General features: G+C 51.1%; 16 protein-coding genes and 2 rRNA genes. All 18 read right to left on the bottom strand.

Translation table 11 applies throughout. The features are described 5' to 3' along the window. Positions 1 to 668: 668 nt before the first annotated feature. A complete protein-coding gene (locus WC592_08390) occupies positions 669 to 2,369 on the bottom strand; it encodes a glutamine--tRNA ligase/YqeY domain fusion protein (GenBank protein ID MFA4982465.1) in 1,701 nt (566 codons plus the stop codon). A 15-nt stretch (positions 2,370 to 2,384) separates the two neighbouring features. Next, positions 2,385 to 3,668, bottom strand: coding sequence for a glutamate--tRNA ligase (gene gltX / locus WC592_08385; GenBank protein MFA4982464.1), 1,284 nt, complete (start codon positions 3,666 to 3,668; stop codon positions 2,385 to 2,387). Beyond that, positions 3,668 to 4,258: a 2-oxoacid:acceptor oxidoreductase family protein gene (locus tag WC592_08380; protein MFA4982463.1), complete on the bottom strand. Its 591-nt coding sequence runs from the start codon at positions 4,256 to 4,258 to the stop codon at positions 3,668 to 3,670. The genes gltX and WC592_08380 overlap by 1 nt, the downstream gene beginning before the upstream one ends. 29 nt (positions 4,259 to 4,287) lie before the next feature. Then, a complete protein-coding gene (locus WC592_08375; protein MFA4982462.1) occupies positions 4,288 to 5,058 on the bottom strand; it encodes a thiamine pyrophosphate-dependent enzyme in 771 nt (256 codons plus the stop codon). Next, positions 5,055 to 6,104 carry a 3-methyl-2-oxobutanoate dehydrogenase subunit VorB gene (locus tag WC592_08370; protein MFA4982461.1) on the bottom strand — a complete coding sequence of 350 codons (1,050 nt, stop codon included), beginning with the start codon at positions 6,102 to 6,104 and terminating at the stop codon, positions 5,055 to 5,057. The genes WC592_08375 and WC592_08370 overlap by 4 nt, the downstream gene beginning before the upstream one ends. Before the next feature lie 11 nt (positions 6,105 to 6,115). After that, a complete protein-coding gene (locus WC592_08365; protein MFA4982460.1) occupies positions 6,116 to 6,316 on the bottom strand; it encodes a 4Fe-4S dicluster domain-containing protein in 201 nt (66 codons plus the stop codon). A 113-nt stretch (positions 6,317 to 6,429) separates the two neighbouring features. Beyond that, positions 6,430 to 8,298, bottom strand: a complete 1,869-nt coding sequence (dxs, locus tag WC592_08360) for a 1-deoxy-D-xylulose-5-phosphate synthase (protein ID MFA4982459.1) — start codon at positions 8,296 to 8,298, stop codon at positions 6,430 to 6,432. Next, positions 8,270 to 9,163 carry a polyprenyl synthetase family protein gene (locus tag WC592_08355; GenBank protein MFA4982458.1) on the bottom strand — a complete coding sequence of 298 codons (894 nt, stop codon included), beginning with the start codon at positions 9,161 to 9,163 and terminating at the stop codon, positions 8,270 to 8,272. The genes dxs and WC592_08355 overlap by 29 nt, the downstream gene beginning before the upstream one ends. A 19-nt stretch (positions 9,164 to 9,182) precedes the next feature. Next, positions 9,183 to 9,479 (bottom strand): exodeoxyribonuclease VII small subunit, encoded by a 297-nt coding sequence (xseB, locus tag WC592_08350; GenBank protein ID MFA4982457.1) that lies wholly within the window; start codon positions 9,477 to 9,479, stop codon positions 9,183 to 9,185. Positions 9,480 to 9,604: 125 nt separating this feature from the next. Beyond that, on the bottom strand, positions 9,605 to 10,813 hold the full coding sequence (gene xseA / locus WC592_08345) for an exodeoxyribonuclease VII large subunit (GenBank protein MFA4982456.1): 1,209 nt from the start codon (positions 10,811 to 10,813) through the stop codon (positions 9,605 to 9,607). Between the two features lie 256 nt (positions 10,814 to 11,069). Next, positions 11,070 to 11,855 carry a TIGR00282 family metallophosphoesterase gene (locus WC592_08340; protein ID MFA4982455.1) on the bottom strand — a complete coding sequence of 262 codons (786 nt, stop codon included), beginning with the start codon at positions 11,853 to 11,855 and terminating at the stop codon, positions 11,070 to 11,072. 151 nt (positions 11,856 to 12,006) lie between these two features. Further along, on the bottom strand, positions 12,007 to 13,581 hold the full coding sequence (gene rny / locus WC592_08335; protein MFA4982454.1) for a ribonuclease Y: 1,575 nt from the start codon (positions 13,579 to 13,581) through the stop codon (positions 12,007 to 12,009). Positions 13,582 to 13,734: 153 nt separating this feature from the next. After that, positions 13,735 to 14,292, bottom strand: a complete 558-nt coding sequence (locus WC592_08330) for a 5-formyltetrahydrofolate cyclo-ligase (protein ID MFA4982453.1) — start codon at positions 14,290 to 14,292, stop codon at positions 13,735 to 13,737. 50 nt (positions 14,293 to 14,342) lie between these two features. Next, a complete protein-coding gene (gene nifU, locus WC592_08325) occupies positions 14,343 to 14,729 on the bottom strand; it encodes a Fe-S cluster assembly scaffold protein NifU (protein ID MFA4982452.1) in 387 nt (128 codons plus the stop codon). A gap of 99 nt (positions 14,730 to 14,828) precedes the next feature. Then, positions 14,829 to 16,001 carry a cysteine desulfurase NifS gene (gene nifS / locus WC592_08320; protein MFA4982451.1) on the bottom strand — a complete coding sequence of 391 codons (1,173 nt, stop codon included), beginning with the start codon at positions 15,999 to 16,001 and terminating at the stop codon, positions 14,829 to 14,831. A gap of 10 nt (positions 16,002 to 16,011) precedes the next feature. Next, complete coding sequence (locus WC592_08315) at positions 16,012 to 16,428, bottom strand: RrF2 family transcriptional regulator (protein MFA4982450.1); 417 nt, start codon at positions 16,426 to 16,428, stop codon at positions 16,012 to 16,014. 1,056 nt (positions 16,429 to 17,484) lie between these two features. Continuing rightward, positions 17,485 to 17,601, bottom strand: a 5S ribosomal RNA gene (gene rrf, locus WC592_08310). Between the two features lie 139 nt (positions 17,602 to 17,740). Further along, positions 17,741 to 18,115, bottom strand: a 23S ribosomal RNA gene (locus WC592_08305); the annotation flags it as partial.

Below are 18,115 nucleotides of genomic sequence, written 5' to 3'. Positions count from 1 at the left end.
GAGTCTGCCATGAACCAGAACGTTGAGATAGTCTGTCTAAGGTACGTTCGGTTCATGGCAGCCCTAAACCGAATCGTCCGCAGCCTGACTGCCTTAAGATTCTGGTTTAGGGCTGCTGTGCTACCGTTACACTACCCGTCAACATGATAAGGAACTTTTTAATATTAGCCTTAAAGACTTCTTTCCCTTGGTCGTTTTAAAATATGATTCTCTGCGTCGAGCATCATCTTCAGACTTAAATGCTTCATAAAAGATAAGCTCCGGGCCTATCATCCTGCTCGTTGTGTGCACCTGGCCTTTATTATGTTCTTGCAACCTTCTTTCTAAACCCGAGGTATATCCAATATAAAATTTCTTACTATTCCGGCTATATAAGACGTATGCATAATACATAAATTGGGAGTCTGCCATGAACCAGAACGTTGAGATAGTCTGTCTAAGGTACGTTCGGTTCATGGCAGCCCTAAACCGAATCGTCCGCAGCCTGACTGCCTTAAGATTCTGGTTTAGGGCTGCTGTGCTACCGTTACACTACCCGTCAATTTTGTGAAACAAAATTGATGCCGAAGCGGCGTTAAACAATCCGACGAGCAGGAGGATCGTAGCCGCTGAGGCGCAAATATTGCTTGTCTATGAAAGCGAATGTATAAATCTTATCTTACAATAGGCTATTTTTCAACTCTTTTAATACTCTTCTTCTCTTCTTTGGCCCATGTGTCTTTAAGGGAGACTATCCTGTTAAAAACCGCCTTACCGTCTTTGAAAGCAACTGGGTCAAGACAGAAATAGCCCACTCGTTCAAATTGATACCGGCTGCCCGGCGCCGCATTCTTAAGCACAGGTTCGACCATGCATGATTTCAGCGTCTCGAGCGAATTGGGATTGATATTCGCGCGGAAATCTGCGCCTTCGGGCGCTTCGTTCGGGTTCCTCTTTGTAAAGAGAAAGTCGTAGAGCCTTGCCTCTGCCCTGACGGCATGAGCGGCCGAGACCCAATGCAGAGTCGCCTTGACTTTGCGGCCGTCTTTTGCGTCGCCGCCGCGCGTTTCGGGATCGTATGTGCACCTAAGTTCCGTAACATCTCCTGTTTTCGGGTCTTTTACAGCTTCCACGCATTTCACAAAATAGGCATATCGCAGACGCACCTCCCTGCCCGGAGCCAGCCTGAAGAACTTCGGCGGCGGTTCTTCCCTGAAATCGTCGCGCTCGATATAAAGCTCCCGGCTGAAAGGCACTTTCCTCGTTCCGGAGGCGGGATCTTCCGGATTATTGATAGCGTCGAGCTCTTCCGTCTTCCCCTGCGGGTAATTAGTTATGACGAGCTTCAGAGGTCTCAATACAGCCATAGTGCGGGGGGCGGTCTTATTTAATTCCTCCCTTATCGAATTCTCGAGCACCGTAAGATCGATGATCGAGTCCATCTTCGCCACGCCTATATCATCGCAGAAATTCCGTATCGACGAGGAAGTGTAGCCCCGCCTGCGAAGTCCCGACAAAGTCGGCATCCTTGGGTCGTCCCAACCGTCCACGAGCTTCTCAACGACCAGCTGCAGAAGTTTCCTCTTACTCAACAACGTATTGCTTAAGTTTAGCCGCGCGAATTCTACCTGCTGCGGGTGATAGACGCCGAGGGTGTCGAGTATCCAGTCATACAGCGGGCGGTTATTCTCGAACTCAAGCGTACATATAGAATGGGTAATGCCTTCTATCGAATCGGAAAGGCAGTGCGCGAAGTCGTACATAGGATAGATGCACCACTTGTTCCCGGTCCTGTGGTGGTCCTCCTTCTTTATCCTGTAGACGACCGGATCGCGCATTATTATGTGAGAGCTCGCCATGTCTATCCTGGCCCGGAGGACTCGGCTCCCGTCGGGAAATTCGCCTTTTCGCATACGTTCGAAGAGCGCGAGGTTCTCATCGGCGGAACGATTGCGGTACGGACTGTCTTTGCCTGCTTGTGTGAGCGTCCCGCGGTATTCGCGTATTTCGTCGGCATTCAGGTCGCATACATACGCCTTGCCGAGCTTAATAAGCCGGACAGCGTATTCATAAAGCTTATCGAAATAATCCGACGCGTAGAATAGCCTGTCGCCCCAATCGAAGCCGAGCCATTTCACATCCTCTATTATGGAGTTAACGTATTCTACTTCCTCTTTCTCGGGGTTTGTGTCGTCCATCCTCAAGTTGCATAATCCTTTATAGTCGCGCGCTATCCCGAAATTAAGGCATATCGCCTTGGCGTGCCCGATATGGAGATAGCCGTTCGGCTCCGGCGGAAAACGGGTGTGGACCAAGCCCGCGAACCTGTTTGTCTTCAGGTGCTCGTCGATTATTTCGCGTATAAAGTTATTCTTCTGCGTAGTAGTCATATTAATTTCTATGTTTTATCCTGCCGCGGCCTTATTCATCCTCGAGATTACCTTGTCTTTTCCCAGGACTTCCATCATCTCGAACAGCCCCGCGCCCGTGGTCTTGCCGCTTATGGCCACACGGGTCGGATGTATTATCTGGCCGGCCTTCAAGCCCTTCTCTTCGGCCATCTTACGACACTCCTGTTCTAAAGCGCTATGTGAAAAGTCGATTACCTTTTCGATCCTGTCCGCAAAATCGCGCAATATAGCCTTCGACTCCGCGGGCTTTAGATGTTTTTCGACTCCTTTCTCCTCGACTGAATAATTGTCGCCGAAAAAATGGTCTGTCATCTGAATAAATTCGGAAAGCGTCTTTATGCGGACTTTGTAAAGGTCTATCACCTTTGAGAGCAACTCGTCCGCAGCCGTTGTCTCCTTGCCGGCGTCTTTCATCTGTTGCTTTATAAGTCCGACGAGCTCGCTATTTTTTTTAGCCGCAATATACTCTCCGCTCATCCACCTGAGTTTTTGCAGATCGAACTTCGCCTGGACGCCCTTCATGTCATTGATATCGAACGACTTGACAGCCTCGTCAAGAGGGATTATCTCGCGGTCGCCTCCCGGCGACCAGCCGAGAAGCAGCAGGTAATTCACAAGCGCTTCCGGCAGGAAACCTTCTCTTTTATACTCTTCTACCGCGACTCCGCCGTGCCGTTTCGAGAGCTTGGCGCCGTCCGCGCCCATAATAAGAGGCATATGTCCGAACCGGGGGGCCTCGAGCCCGAGCGCTTCATAGAAAAGCACCTGTTTGGGTGTATTGGAAACGTGGTCGTCACCGCGTATTATGTGCGTGATCTTAAGATAAGCGTCGTCGATGACGCATGAGAAGTTATAGGTAGGCGAGCCGTCGGATTTTATCATGACCTGGTCCTTGATATCGTCCGTATTGAACGACACCTTGCCGTGTATCATGTCGTCGATCTCGATCGTCCGGGACTTCTCCACCTTAAATATGTACGCCTCGCCTTCACGGTAGGCCTTACCCTGCTTCAGGAGTCCTTCGGCCGCCTCGCGGTATACATTGAAGCGTTCGCTCTGCCGGATAGGCGCTTCGTCCCATCCTATGCCGAGCCATTTAAGGTCCGTCATTATCTCGTCCAGGAATTCATTTTTCGACCTGACAAGATCGGTATCCTCTATGCGGAGGATGAACGCGCCGCCGTAATGCCTGGCGTATACCCAATTGAATAAGGCTGTCCTGGCGCTTCCTATGTGGAGATAACCGGTGGGACTTGGGGCAAAACGGACTCTTACCATCAGAACTTGTATCCCGCTTCGAGGGCTTTTTTATTCCTTAAGAAGAGCTCTTCCTTATTCCTGAATATATTCCTTAAGGCCATAACGACGTTCTTCAACGACAATGCCTTCGATCTCTTTGTAAGCGCGCCTATCGCTATCATATTGGCGCATCTGGGGTCGCCTAATTTTACGGCCATTTCGGTCGCCGGTATATTTACAATAGTCACGCCTTTTCTCTTCGGCGGATAACCTACCAATGACCTGTTAGATATCAGTACGCCGCCTTCTCTCAATTTTCCTTCATACTTCACGAGCGACGGGGCGTTCATCACTATAAGCATGTCGGGCGAGGCTATTATCGGGTTGGCTATCTCATCGTCGGATATCTTTGTCATGGAATATGCCGTGCCACCCCTTACCTCCGCGCCGTAAGACGGCATCCAGGTCACATGCTTACCCATGATAAGGCCGGCCTGCGCCATGAGTTTCCCCATGAACATTATCCCCTGCCCGCCGAACCCGGCGCAGAGGATATCCTCGCATCGCCTTGCAACGCGTTTGGCCATTTTATGTCCGCTTACCGCATGTCTGGTTTTTGTCTTTGCCATATTCTGGTTACTGGTATCTGGTTACTAAATTAACAACTCTTTATTACGCCGAGCGGATAGAACGTGCTGACCTCGTTCTTTATCCTGTCAGCCGCCTGGATCGGCGTCATATCCCAATAGGTGGGGCACATCGACAGGACCTCCACCATCGAGAAACCTTTGTTATCTATCTGCATCTTAAACGCCTTCGTTATCGCGCGCTTAGCCCTCAAGACTTCCTGCGATGAATGGACCGACACGCGCTCCAGATATTTCGCACCGGGAAGGACCGCAAGCATCTCCAACATCTTGATCGGATAGCCCTCGCGCCTCAGGCTCCTGCCGTAAATCGTGGTGCTCGTCCTCTGCCCCGCAAGCGTCGTAGGGGCCATCTGGCCGCCCGTCATGCCGTATACGCCGTTATTGACGAATATTACCGTTATATTTTCTCCGCGGTTAGCCGCGTGTATTATCTCCGCCGTCCCTATGGCCGCGAGGTCTCCGTCGCCCTGATACGTAAATACAATATTGTCCGGCCTCATCCTTTTAATGCCCGTCGCCACTGCAGGCGTCCTGCCGTGCGGGGCTTCTGTAACGTCGAAATCCCAATAATCATACGCTATCACCGCGCATCCGACCGGCGCCACGGCTATAACCTTTTCGCGTATGCCGAATTCGTCGATCGCCCTGCATACGAGCCTGTGGACTATGCCGTGCCCGCAGCCGGCGCAATAGTGGTTTTCCGCTTCGCGAAGGCTCACGGGCCGCGTGAACAAAATATTATTTTCCGCTTCCTGAATTTCTTTGATCTTTTTCTTCATATCAGGCTCTCGATCTGGCGCAATATCTCTTCTTCGTCGGGAATACCTCCGCCCATCCTGCCGTAAAAAGCCACCTCGGCCCGTCCGTTCACCGCCAGTTTTACGTCCTCCACCATCTGGCCGGCGCTCATCTCCAGCACCAGGAACTTCTTCGTCTTCGCGCAGGCCTCTTCGAGAGCCTTATCCGGGAACGGCCACAGCGTTATGGGCCTGATCAGGCCGACCTTCAGGCCTTTGGAGCGCGCGAGCTCCATGCCGGCTTTCGCTATTCTCGCGACAGACCCGTAAGCGACCAGCGTTATCTCGCTCTCTTTCGTATGCAAACCCTGGAAACGGATCTCGGTTTCCCTGATCCCGGCGAATTTTTTCTGCAGTTTTTTATTGTGCTCTTCAAGCGCGCCGTCGGGCAGCAGAAGCGATCGTATTATATTCGGTTTCCTGCCCTCGCAGCCTGTGAGAGCCCACGGTTTTTCTACCTTTAGCGGGACGAGATCCATATTTATGTGGACCGGTTCCATCATCTGTCCCAAAAGGCCGTCTCCAAGTATCATCACGGGATTTCTATATTTATCGGCCAGGTCGAACGCAAGGTATGTGAATTCCAAAAGCTCCTGGGCCGACGAGGGCGCCAGCACTATTATCTTGTAGTCTCCGTGCCCTCCGCCTTTTACGGCCTGGAAATAATCTCCTTGGGATGGGGCTATGTTCCCCAGCCCTGGCCCGCCTCTTTGCATATTTGCGATAACGCACGGAAGTTCGCATCCGGCCAGATAGGATATGCCTTCCTGCTTCAGGCTTATCCCGGGGCTCGATGAAGAGGTCATGGCCCTCTCCCCGACACAGGCCGCTCCTAAGACCATATTTATCGCAGCGAGCTCCGACTCGGCCTGTATGAAGACCCCGTTGGTCTCGTTAAGGCGCTTTGCCATGTATGCCGTAAGTTCGTTCTGCGGTGTTATCGGGTAACCGGCGTAAAACTTGCACCCTGCCATTATAGCGCCTTCTCCGCACGCCTCGTTCCCGCACATCAAAACCTTATGGCTCATAAACTATACCTTTACTTATACACCGTTATTCCGCAATCCGGGCATACAAGCGCGCACATAGCGCACCCTGTGCACCCGCCGCCCGAGAAAAATACGGGTTTCACGCCTCTCGCGTTTATCTCTTTGGATATCTTTATAAGGCCGTTCGGGCAGTTCACCACGCACAGGTAACAGCCCTTGCACCTTGCTTTATCTATCTTTATCTTCGCCATACCTATACCACTCTTCCTGTGATATAAAATTATTCGTTCATCGGATAGAGTATCCCGAGGGTGCGGTGTTGAGATACCGCACCCGAGAGGAAACCTCTCAGGCGCGAAAAATTTTATATAACCTCCCTTATAATTACATCGCAAATAGCGGCGGGTGTCAAGTTATACTTTAAAAACAGCTCCCCTCTTTTGCCGTGCTCCACAAATCTGCAGGGAAGGCCGATCCTGCGTATCTTGACCCCTTTTACCCCTTCCCTTTCCATGAATTCAAGCACGGCGGACCCGAAACCGCCTTCCAGGACGCCTTCTTCCATGGTCACGACCTTTTTAAACCTGCTGAAAATATCGGCCAAAAGCTCTTCGTCGACAGGTTTAATGAACCTCGCGTCGGCTACGGTAGCGTCTATCCTCTTCTTTGAGAGGATACCGGCTATCTCCAGCGCCACAGGGGTCATACTGCCTATAGAGATGATAGCGATCTCTTTTCCGGACCGTAAGATCTTCCCTTTCCCCTCGGCTACCATCGTATCTGACGGCGCCGACATGACAGCCGAACCTTTGGGATAACGTATGGCAACAGGCTTATTAAGCCCGACGGCCAACTCAAGCATCTCCCTGAGGTCGGCGGGGGTCGCGGGAGCCATAAAGACGAGATTCGGTATGTGGCGCAGATATGCTATATCAAAGACGCCATGATGAGTAGGCCCGTCCTCTCCGACAAGGCCGGCCCTATCCAGGCAGAATATGACCGGCAGGTTCTGCAGGGCCACGTCATGGATTATCTGGTCATAACCTCTCTGCAAAAAGGTCGAATATATCGCCACAACGGGCTTCATGCCGCTTCTGGCAAGACCGGCGCTGAACCCTATGGCATGTTCTTCGGCTATGCCCACATCGAAAAAACGTTCCGGATACATTGACGAAAACTTATTGAGGCCCGTGCCGTCCAGCATCGCCGCCGTTACGGCTATTACTCGCGGGTCTTTCCCGGCCAGCTCTACCATCTTGTCGCCGAACGCTTCGGTGAAAGTTATATCGCTTTCGTCGCCTGTCTTCTTGCCTGTCTGCAGGTCAAAAGGGCCTATACCGTGGAATGCCGCCGGATTCTCTTCGGCGAACTTATATCCTTTCCCTTTCCTGGTCATTACATGGATCAGTATAGGCTCGTTCAGGTCCGCCAGGTTCTTGAGCGTAGCGACCAGCTGCGGCATGTTGTGCCCGTCTATAGGGCCGAAGTATCTGAATCCCAGCTCTTCAAAAAGCATCCCCGGGATCAGCAGGTTCTTTAGCCCCTCTTCCAGCTTTCTGGCCGCTCTGTACGCCCTGAATCCGAACCACGGTATGCGTTTTACGAGCCGTTCGGCGTCTCTTCTTATCTTATTGTAGGCGGGATTCGCCAGTATCCTGTTAAGATACCTGCTGAGCGCCCCGACACTTTGCGAGATAGAACGTTCGTTGTCGTTAAGTATCACTATGATGTCTTTTTGCGCGTGACCGGCGTGATTAAGCGCTTCGAATGACATACCTCCGGCGAGGGAGGCGTCGCCTATCACCGCGATCACTTTGTTCTTGCCGCCTTTCAGGTCGCGGGCAACGGCAAGCCCCATAGCCGTAGAGATCGACGTCGAGCTGTGGCCGCTGGTGAATATATCGTACTGCGGGTTCTCTTCCTTGTTCGGGAAACCGCTCAAACCTCCGAGCTGTCTTAAGGTGGAAAAATTTTTCAGCCTGCCTGTCAGTATCTTGTGCGCGTATGTCTGGTGGCCCACATCCCACAGGATGACGTCTTTGGGCGTGTTAAATACGTAATGCGCCGCCACGGTAAGCTCGACGGCGCCGAGACTGGACGCGATATGTCCCCCGGTCTTTGAGACCGTCTTCAGTATCTCGCCGCGTATCTCGTCGGCAACATTCTGCAGCTGCGAGAATTCAAGCTTGCGCAGGTCCGCCGGGCTATTTATCCCGTCTATCAGTCTTCCCATCCGCCCTTTCCAATATGCGGTCGGCTATGAAGTTCAAAGTGTCCGCTTTTTTCCCGAACGCCCTCAAAGCTTTTTTAGCTTTATCTACCGATCTTTTTGTATCGGCTCGCGCATTCTCGACGCCGAATGTTTTCATATAGCCATCGTCGTCCAGTATGTCATCGATTATCTGGAATGCCGTTCCTAAAAAATCCCCGTATCTTGCCAGGGCGTTGATATTTTTTCTGCCGGCGCGGGCCGTTATAGCGCCCAATTTTGAGGATGCCTCAAAGAGCCTGGCCGTTTTAAGACGATTGATGAGCTTCAAGGCCGCCGCCTTCGCCGGACGGGCCGCTGAATATGACATATCAAGGGCCTGCCCTCCGACCATTCCGTATGTCCCTATGGCGTCGGATAACTCGGCCGCGGCGCCGGCGCTTACGCCGGGTTTGAGATTCTTTGCGATAACATTAAAGGCCAGCGTCAAAAGCGCGTCGCCGGCAAGGATCGCGTTCGCTTCCCCAAACGCCTTGTGGCAGCTTGGCTTGCCCCGCCTGTAATCATCGTCGTCCATGGACGGCAGGTCGTCGTGGATCAGGGAATAGGTATGGACCAATTCTACGGCGCATCCGGCTATAACGGCGTCGCTTATATTCCCGCCGTCCCTCGACAGGCTCGGGACGGCGCCCTGAACTTGTCGAAGGGCGCCGCATGCCTTTGAAGCCTCAATGACAATGATTGGCCTGATCCTTTTTCCGCCGGAGAATACGCTGTAGCGCATCGCCTTGTGAACCGCTTTTGGCTCCTGTTTTACGGACGGCAGGAGCGTGTCTAATTTTTTGTCAATAACGGCCCTTAAACGGCTTATCTCTTTGTTAAAATCCATAACCACCTTGCGGGAATTTTCAGAATAGGCCTTCTTCCGCCTTGCCTTTTTTCTTCTTATCCGCCTCTTTCGGCCTCGCCTCTTCTTCGGCGTTCTTTTCGTCGAACGGCTTCAGTTCCACGGAGCCGTCTTCGGACTTCAAAAGTATCTCCACTTTCTTCCTGGCGAGCTCCAGCTTCTTGGCGCATACCTTGGAAAGCCTTATGCCCTCGGCATACTTATCAAGGGACTCGTCGAGCGGGATGTTCCCGCCCTCCAGGTCCTCGACTATCTTCTCGAGTTTCTTAAGCGCCTCTTCGAATTTCATCTCAGCCATAATTCCTCCAGTCAATATCCTCGTTTAAGGTAAAAGTCAAAATGCAAAAGCTAAAATTGCAATTCAAAATTTAAAATTTTTAATTTTTACTTGAACTTTTACCTTTTTACTTTTCACTTTTGCCTTTATTCTATTTCCTCTACCTTACTCCTGAATTTTCCTTTTCCCAGCCTCGTCTCCACTATATCGTTCACCTTGAGCGATCCCGCGTCTTTAATGATACTGCTTTCCGGCAGTTTCGCCGTAATACTATATCCTCTATTCAATATGCCGAGCGGACTTAGGACATCAAGCTTACTTATCAACAGGTTAAAATTTTCCGACCGCATCTTTACGATGTGGTCTATCCTTATGGCGATATCTTTCCGAAGCTCATCGATCTCCTGCTCATACTGGGTGATGATATTGAGCGGCTGGCGCAGGATATAACTGTCCTTCAATGTGGCGAGCCTCTCCGCCAATATATTGATCTTCCCGGCGAGCGCATTCTTCAATCTTGTCGTGGACGTAGCTATAAGGTTCGCAAGGTCCTCTTTTTTCGGGATCACGAGTTCGGCCGCGGCTGAAGGCGTCGGCGCCCTGAAGTCCGCAACAAAATCCGATATGGTGTAGTCTATCTCATGCCCGACGGCGCTTATGACGGGTATCTCGGAATCGTAGATAGCCCGCGCCACCACCTCTTCATTGAAAGGCCACAGGTCCTCGAGGCTGCCTCCTCCGCGCGTCACTATCATGACGTCGATATTATTTAATTTGTTGAACTGCCTGATCGCCGCGGCGATCTCGGTCCTGGCGCTCTCGCCCTGGACCTTGACCGGGTTAATTATTATCTCGACGTTCGAGAACCTTCTTCTGGCTATATTGAGTATGTCGCGGATCGCCGCTCCCGTCGGGCTCGTGACTATGCCTATGCTCGTCGGCAGATACGGTATCGGCACTTTGTGCCCCGCGTCGAATAACCCCTCCTTCAGCAGCTTCTCTTTTAACTGCTGGAACTGCAGCTGGAGCGCGCCTATGCCCTTAGGCTCGATCTGTTCGACGATAAGCTGGTAATCCCCGCGGGCCTCGTAGACGCTAATCGAGCCGTAACAGATTATCTTCATGCCGTCTTTGGGCCTGAATTTCAACTTCTCGTTGGCGCGCTTGAACATGGCGCATTTCAGGCTGGCGTTCGCGTCGCGCATGGAAAAGTACATATGGCCGGATGAGTGCAGGACAAAATTGGATATCTCGCCCTCGATCCAGATGCCGGGGAACGAGTCCTCGAGTATCACGCGGATATACTTCGTGAGCTCAGAGACCGAATATATGTGTTTCTCTTTCTGCTCGTTCATCTGTCCTATTCAGAATATTTTTCGCCTTTACAGTCAGGCGTTTACTTTCAGGTGTTGCCTCCGCTTGTCGCAAATCGGCATTGGGCATGCCGATTTGCTGTGGTAAAATTCCGATGATAAAGCCTATATCGCCATAATGTATCGAAATTTTACGACAGTCGCTCCGGCAAGCACCTAAAAGTTCCGCCATCTGACGATGGCGAAAAATGTTAGCTATCGACAGCTATTAACTTCGCCGTGGCGTTCAGCTTTAAATTTATCTTTCCAGCTTCTCCTGTACCCGCTTGATCGAATCGGCTTTGCCGGTCTTATCGTCTATATCTATTATCGCTCCGTGGAGCTGGATATCGCCTTCGGCCATCTCGAACTTGACCGGCATCTGGGTGAGAAATCTCGACAGGATCTGCTCCTTCTTTCTTCCTATGACGGAATCGAACGGGCCTGTCATGCCGGCGTCCGAGAGGAACGCCGTGCCTCCGGGCAATATCTTCTCGTCGGCGGTTTGGACGTGCGTGTGGGTCCCGATGACAGCGCTCACTTGCCCGTCGAGATACCATCCGAGCGCGATCTTTTCGCTTGTCGCCTCGGCGTGCATATCGACTACTATTATCCTGGCCCTGTTTTTGATCTTCGCAAGCTCTTCCTTGACCTTTCGGAAAGGGCACTCTACGGGCTGCATGAAGACGCGGCCGATGAGGTTTATGACGCCCACATCGACGCCGGAGGCCGACTTTACCACTGTTGAGCCAAAACCCGGGGTATCGGAAGGATAGTTGGCGGGCCTTAATAGCCTGGTGCTTGATTGAAGATATTCCAATATCTCTCTTCTCTTCCAGATATGGTCGCCCGAAGTAATGACATCGACGCCGGAACTGAGCAGCTCATCCGCCAGGGACGGCGTCACGCCGCTCCCTCCGGCGACATTCTCTCCGTTAGCGATCACAAAGTCTATGCCGTGTTTCTTCGCTATCTTTGGGACCAGCTCCCTGACCGCCCGTCTTCCCGGTTCACCTACTATGTCGCCTATGAATAATACTCTCATCATACCCTTTCCTTAAATCCTAAGCACGAAATTAGAAATTCGAAACAAATCCGAATATCAAATGTTCAAACATTCGAAATCACTACTTTGATTATTCGAATTTTCGTCATTTGATACTGTTTCGGATTTCGATATTCGAATTTCGGATTTATCATTTAGCGTACTCCACTGCTCTCGTCTCGCGTATCACAGTCACCTTTATCTGTCCCGGATATTCGAGCCCTTCTTCTATCTTCTTCGTAATATCCCTTGCCAGTACGGCTGCCTGGGCGTCGTTTATCTTATCGGGCTGGACCATAACGCGTATCTCGCGGCCGGCCTGTATCGCATAGGCCTTTGCCACGCCTTTGAAGGAATCCGCAATCGCCTCCAGTTTTTCAAGACGTTTTACGTAAGTCTCCAATGTCTCCCTGCGCGCGCCCGGACGGGACGCGCTTATGGCGTCCCCGGCCTGGGCCAGTACCGCCAGAAGAGTTTTGGGCTCTATGTCCTGGTGATGGGCCTCGATGGCATGGCAGATATTTTCAGACTCGCCGAACTTGCGGGCCAGGTCGCTGCCTAACTTCGAATGTGTGCCCTCGACCTCGTGGCTTACGGCTTTTCCAATATCATGTAAGAGCCCTATCCTCTTGGCAAGGTTGAAGTCGAGCTTCAATTCGCTTGCCATGACGCCCATGAGATGGGCCACTTCCTTGGAATGCTGCAGGACATTCTGCCCGTAACTCGTCCTGTATTTAAGCCTTCCCAAAAGCTTGATCAGTTCCGGATGAAGGCCGTGCAGGCCCGTCTCGAACAGAGCCTTCTCCCCTTCCTCCTTGATCGTGTTATCCATCTCTTTTTTGATCTTCTCGACCACCTCTTCGATCCTCCCCGGATGGATGCGGCCGTCCTGAAGCAATCTCTCCAGGGACAGCTTCGCTATCTCCCTCTTTATAGGATCGAACCCGGAGAGTATGACCGCCTCCGGCGTATCGTCGATTATAACGTCTATGCCTGTAGCTATTTCAAGAGCGCGGATATTGCGGCCCTCGCGGCCTATTATACGGCCCTTCATCTCGTCGCTCGGGAGGCTTACTACGCTAACCGTAGTCTCTACCGCGTGCTCGGCCGCGCATCGCTGGATCGCGAGCCCGATGATCTTCCGCGCTTCCTTGTCCGCCTTTTCTTTGGCCTCCTCTTCGGTCCTCTTGATCATTATCGCCGCTTCCTGCTTTACCTCGTCTTCCAATTTCTTCAGCAGCAGGTTCCTCGCCTCGTCGCGGGTCATTCCGGAAATATTCTGCAGTTTCTCCTTCTCTTCCTGCACTATCCTGTCGAGTTCCTTTTCCTTCGAATGCATGAGCTTCTCTTTGTCGACCAGCGAATGGTCGCGCCGCTCCACATCCTTATCCTTCCTGTCGAGGACGTCCATCTTCCTGTCGAGGTTCTCTTCCTTCTGGATCAACCGCTTCTCCAGGATGATCAATTCCTGGCGCCTCTCTTTGGTCTCCTTTTCGAATTCCGACCTCGTCTTCAAGAGAAGGTCTTTGGCCTGAAGCTCCGCCTCATGCCGGATCTTGTCCGCTTCGTCCTTCGCGGTCTCCGTCATCTTCCTGGCTTTGTCTTCCGCTTTCTTCAGCTTGCTTTTCACGTGGTATTTTCTTATCAAATAGCCGAGCGCAAAGAAGAATGCGGCCGCAATAGCCGAAAGCCCTATGTATACAAGCGTAAGTTCACTGTGTGGCATGGTTTCCCCCTTAGATAATGTGCAGCAATTAAGCAATTCTCAGGCAAGACACGCTTGGCGATTAAGTGATTAAGTATAAAACATAACTTAATCGCTTAATAACAAAAGCGAAATCTAAGCGTCTAATCGCTTAATCACTATGGATTTGAGTCACTATGCTGTGATGGTTTTTGAGACGGGGATATCGTGTGAGTCTTTGGGAAGATCATCAACGACCTGGAAATCGAAGGCAAGACCTATCGTCTTGGCAGTATCCGGTAAGCCGCATAGGAACCTGTCGTAATAACCGTGCCCCCTGCCCAGCCTGACGTTCTTTTTGTCAAATGCCACGCCGGGGACAACAATTAGGTCTATATCGTGCAAAGGAACCTCTTTCACCTTGCCCTCTTTGGGCTGATAGATTCCAAAATGCTGGCTTTCCAGATCCACTTTTCTATCCTTTATTTCGCCTGCTATAAGTCGTTTTTCTTCTTTTAAGATCACAGGAACGCAAACCCTCTTTCCCGCCTTTAGCGCCTCGTCTATCATAGAAAGCGTATTTACTTCATCCTTTAACGAGACGTAAAACATCACAACTTCCGCTGTTTTAAATTCCTCCTCATTAAAAAGCTTATTCTTTATTATACCACTTTTTTCGGATTTTTCAAGTTCCGAATAAGCTTTTATTTTCTCTTTTATGTGCTTCCTTATCTTGTGCTTCACCCCGCTCATCCTCCCCAACCCCCTAACCCATCATAGGATGGGCGGGGTTCATGCCTTATTTAAGCCTTTTTTTTCTTTGCCAGGTAGTCGTCGATGGCCGATCTCAAGGCCTGTTCAGCCAGGACCGAGCAATGCATCTTGATTTTCGGCAGTCCGCCGAGCGCTTCCGCGACAGCGTGATTCGACACCTTAAGCGCCTCCTGGATCGTCTTGCCTTTTACAAGCTCCGTTACCATGCTGGACGTAGCGATGGCCGCGCCACACCCGAAAGTTTTAAATTTCGCGTCGGTTATAACTTCATTTTCATCGACTTTTATATAAAGCCGCATTATGTCCCCGCAGACGGGATTTCCCACGTTGCCTACACCGCTCGCGTCCGGGATCTCCCCGACGTTACGCGGGTTTCTGAAATGCTCCATTACCTTTTCCGAATATTGTCCTTCCATTTTTATCTCCTCGTCTACAGACTTTAGTCGTAAGTCATAAGTTGTAGGTGATAAGTAAAAACTTGTCTTTTCACATACTTACAACTTATAACTTACAGCTTACAACTTTTTCTTTTCAAACAACGGCGACATGTCCCTTAGCCGCTTTATAATAGGCGGCAGCGTTTCAATAACGTAATCTATATCTTCCTTCATATTGTCCTTGCCCAATGAAAATCTTATCGAACCCTGGGTCTGGGCGGGGTCTATTCCCATTGCGGTAAGGACATGCGACGGCTCAAGGCTTCCGGATGTGCATGCTGAGCCCGTTGACACCGCTACACCTTCCATGTCGAGGCTTAAGATTATGCCTTCGCCTTCGAGGTACTTAAATCTCACATTGAGCGTATTCGGCAACCTGTCTTGAGGATGGCCGTTCAGTGTAACGTCCTCTATCTTTGACGCGATCCCTTTATATAGCCGATCTCTCAATTCCGTCAACGTCTTCGCTTCTTCCGAAACCTCCGATTTGGAAAGCTCAGCCGCCCTTCCGAGGCCGATGATGCCCGCTACGTTCTCGGTACCGGCGCGTTTGCCCATCTCGTGGTGGCCGCCGAACATCTGGGGAGTGATCTTAGTGCCCTTCTTTATATACAGGGCGCCTATGCCCTTCGGCCCGTAGATCTTATGGCCTGATATGGACGCAAGGTCAACGCCGAGAGTCTTCAGTCCAAAGGGGATCTTACCCGCGGCCTGAACGGCGTCCGTATGAAAATATATCCCTTTCCCTCTTGCTATTTTTGATATCTCTTCAACAGGCTCTATGGTCCCGACCTCGTTATTCGCGTACATTACGGTAATGAGGATCGTCTTGGGGGTGATCGCTTTTTCCAATCCGCCGAGGTCAACTACCCCATCTTTATCCACCTTCAGATACGTGACCTTATATCCTTCCTTCTCCAGAAATTTGCATGTGTTCAGGACGGCGTGATGCTCTATTGCGGACGTTATGATGTGATCGCCCTTGGCTCTCAGGGCATGCGCGATGCCTTTAACAGCGAGATTGTCGGCTTCGGTGCCTCCGGACGTGAATATAATCTCCTCGGGGCTCGCGGCGCCAAGGAAATCGGCGACCTTCTGCCTCGCATCGTCGACGGCGCGCCTGGCCGTCCGTCCGAATTCGTGCACGCTCGAGGCGTTGCCGTATACATCCTTATAATACGGAAGCATCGCCTCCAGTACTTCCGCGCGCATCCTTGTTGTCGCGTTATTATCCAAATATACTTTTCTCATATTAACCTCGTTATTTTTCGATCCTTTTTGCCTCCAGGCATAGATCTTTTAATGTTATTGCCCCCAGACAGTCGCCTATCGCTTTTGCCAGCTTCAGCCATACTATCTTGGGAACGCATCCGCCGCTTTTTTTGCAGGACGAATTCGCTGCGCAGTGGACCGGATATATCCCGCCTTCCAGCGCGTCCACTATGTCCTCTACGGTTATCGCATCGGCTCTGCGCGACAGCGTATATCCGCCTTTTGGGCCGCGGACGCTCCTGATCAGCCCGTCATGGCGCAATTTATTCAATAACTGCTCCAGGTATGAAGCGGATATGCCCTCCCTTTTGGATATGTCCGCTATGGAGATCGCGTGCTCTCGCCCGTTCATCGCTATATTCAGCATCGCCCGCAGTCCGTATGTCGATTTCGTCGATAGCTTCAAGTTAATTCAGCCTCCCAGTTTTGCTAAGTGCCGAGGCCTCAGGCCGAGGCCATAGTCTTATTTATACCATAGTTGACTGTTTTTGTCAAGTTTGTTAAATAAGTCCATTTACCAGGTGCCGTGAGTTATACGAACGGCCAAGTTTAGAATTGTTAATTAAAATATTTTGTGACTGTTTATCTTTAGCAGCTTTACCGGCAGGTGCTCCTTCGGCTAATTTTGACATCAAACGTTTTATGTAAGGGGAGATTAATATGTCGTTGCTGCCCTTATGGGGACTATGGCTCCTATTATCTTGGGTGGTATCTATAACCTTGTCAAAATTTACGCCTCAAGAGCAGCCTGCCGGTAGCTGCCTCGTGGCACAAAATATTTTACTTTAGCTGGCGAGCAGAAATATTTTCCCCGCCCAGAAATATACGCGGGGCGGGATCCCGCCCCGCGTTAGACTCTAGGCGGGACAATGTGCTCATCATAACGTCGGCTTAGGTTTTCCTGTACGGGTAGAAAAATTTTACTGGGGAAACAGATATATGGAAGTGTGGTTGGGAAATTTTTCGGGTGACGCGGCTTGAGACTTTTTATGATAAGGGCGAAGTATGCCCGCCTGATCGCAGCAAGCTAAGTCTGGCGGGCAGGGATGGGGTGTCCCGAATACAGCAAGAATGGTTCGGGCATATAGATACGCGCTTATGTCGTAGGGGAGGTTTAAACCTCCCCTACGACTACAGATTGTAAACCCGTTCCTGCCTTTATGCTTACGGGTGGCAGGAACGGATGGGGTGCCCGAATGTTAAAGACTATAGTTCGGGATACATAGATACGCGCACAGAATATACCCGTGATAGATTGTCCCGCCCGGAGTGAGACTTGAGGCGGGATCCCGCCCCGAGCTAAACAGATGGCGGGATAAACCCATACGAGCCCTTTTGAAGAAAAAGTCCAAGCCGCGGCAGCCTGCCCGCCTGAAGCAGTCTCTCGCTGGCAGGCGGGGACCCGAAAAATTTGAATAAAAAACCGCGCAGCAAACGTTAGTCTGCTGCGCGGTTTAAATTAAGCCGGCATTGGCTTACTCTCCCAACCAGTTGCCCGGTAAGTACCATCAGCGCTGAGGGGCTTAACTTCCGTATTCGGAATGGGAACGGGTGTGACCCCCTCGCTCAGAACACCGACAATTTTTTCTTCAAAACCTCGAACAACACACAATAAGTCTTGTAACGGGCTAATCGAGTATCAGCTATAAGCTGTAAGCTTTAGGCTATAAGTTTTTAACGCTTATAGCTTACGGCTTACAGCTTATCGCTTAATTAAAAAGGTCAAGCCGAACGACGGATTAGTACGCTTAAGCTTAAAACCTTACGGCTCGTACACTTAGCGCCTATCAACCACGTAGTCTCCGTGGCGTCTTCAGGGATATCTATTCTTGGAGAGGGCTTCGCGCTTAGATGCCTTCAGCGCTTATCCTTTCCGAACGCGGCTACCCAGCAACTACCACTGGCGTGATAACTGGAACACCGTCGGTTCGTCTGTTCCGGTCCTCTCGTACTAGGAACAGCCCTCCTCAAATATCCTACGCCTGCATCAGATAGGGACCGAACTGTCTTACGACGTTCTGAACCCAGCTCACGTACCACTTTAACCGGCGAACAGCCGGACCCTTGGGAGCTTCTCCACCCCCAGGATGTGA

This window comes from Candidatus Omnitrophota bacterium (assembly GCA_041648975.1).
Taxonomy (GTDB): domain Bacteria; phylum Omnitrophota; class Gorgyraeia; order 2-01-FULL-45-10; family 2-01-FULL-45-10; genus JAQUSE01.
The sequence above is the reverse complement of the archived record's forward strand: the minus strand, read 5'-3'. Positions and strand labels throughout refer to the sequence as shown.

Coding starts and splice junctions, on each gene's coding strand:
- WC592_08390 (MFA4982465.1), bottom strand. CDS start 2,369: ATGACTACTACGCAGAAGAATAACTTTATACGCGAAATAATCGACGAG.
- gltX (MFA4982464.1), bottom strand. CDS start 3,668: ATGGTAAGAGTCCGTTTTGCCCCAAGTCCCACCGGTTATCTCCACATA.
- WC592_08380 (MFA4982463.1), bottom strand. CDS start 4,258: ATGGCAAAGACAAAAACCAGACATGCGGTAAGCGGACATAAAATGGCC.
- WC592_08375 (MFA4982462.1), bottom strand. CDS start 5,058: ATGAAGAAAAAGATCAAAGAAATTCAGGAAGCGGAAAATAATATTTTG.
- WC592_08370 (MFA4982461.1), bottom strand. CDS start 6,104: ATGAGCCATAAGGTTTTGATGTGCGGGAACGAGGCGTGCGGAGAAGGC.
- WC592_08365 (MFA4982460.1), bottom strand. CDS start 6,316: ATGGCGAAGATAAAGATAGATAAAGCAAGGTGCAAGGGCTGTTACCTG.
- dxs (MFA4982459.1), bottom strand. CDS start 8,298: ATGGGAAGACTGATAGACGGGATAAATAGCCCGGCGGACCTGCGCAAG.
- WC592_08355 (MFA4982458.1), bottom strand. CDS start 9,163: ATGGATTTTAACAAAGAGATAAGCCGTTTAAGGGCCGTTATTGACAAA.
- xseB (MFA4982457.1), bottom strand. CDS start 9,479: ATGGCTGAGATGAAATTCGAAGAGGCGCTTAAGAAACTCGAGAAGATA.
- xseA (MFA4982456.1), bottom strand. CDS start 10,813: ATGAACGAGCAGAAAGAGAAACACATATATTCGGTCTCTGAGCTCACG.
- WC592_08340 (MFA4982455.1), bottom strand. CDS start 11,855: ATGAGAGTATTATTCATAGGCGACATAGTAGGTGAACCGGGAAGACGG.
- rny (MFA4982454.1), bottom strand. CDS start 13,581: ATGCCACACAGTGAACTTACGCTTGTATACATAGGGCTTTCGGCTATT.
- WC592_08330 (MFA4982453.1), bottom strand. CDS start 14,292: ATGAGCGGGGTGAAGCACAAGATAAGGAAGCACATAAAAGAGAAAATA.
- nifU (MFA4982452.1), bottom strand. CDS start 14,729: ATGGAAGGACAATATTCGGAAAAGGTAATGGAGCATTTCAGAAACCCG.
- nifS (MFA4982451.1), bottom strand. CDS start 16,001: ATGAGAAAAGTATATTTGGATAATAACGCGACAACAAGGATGCGCGCG.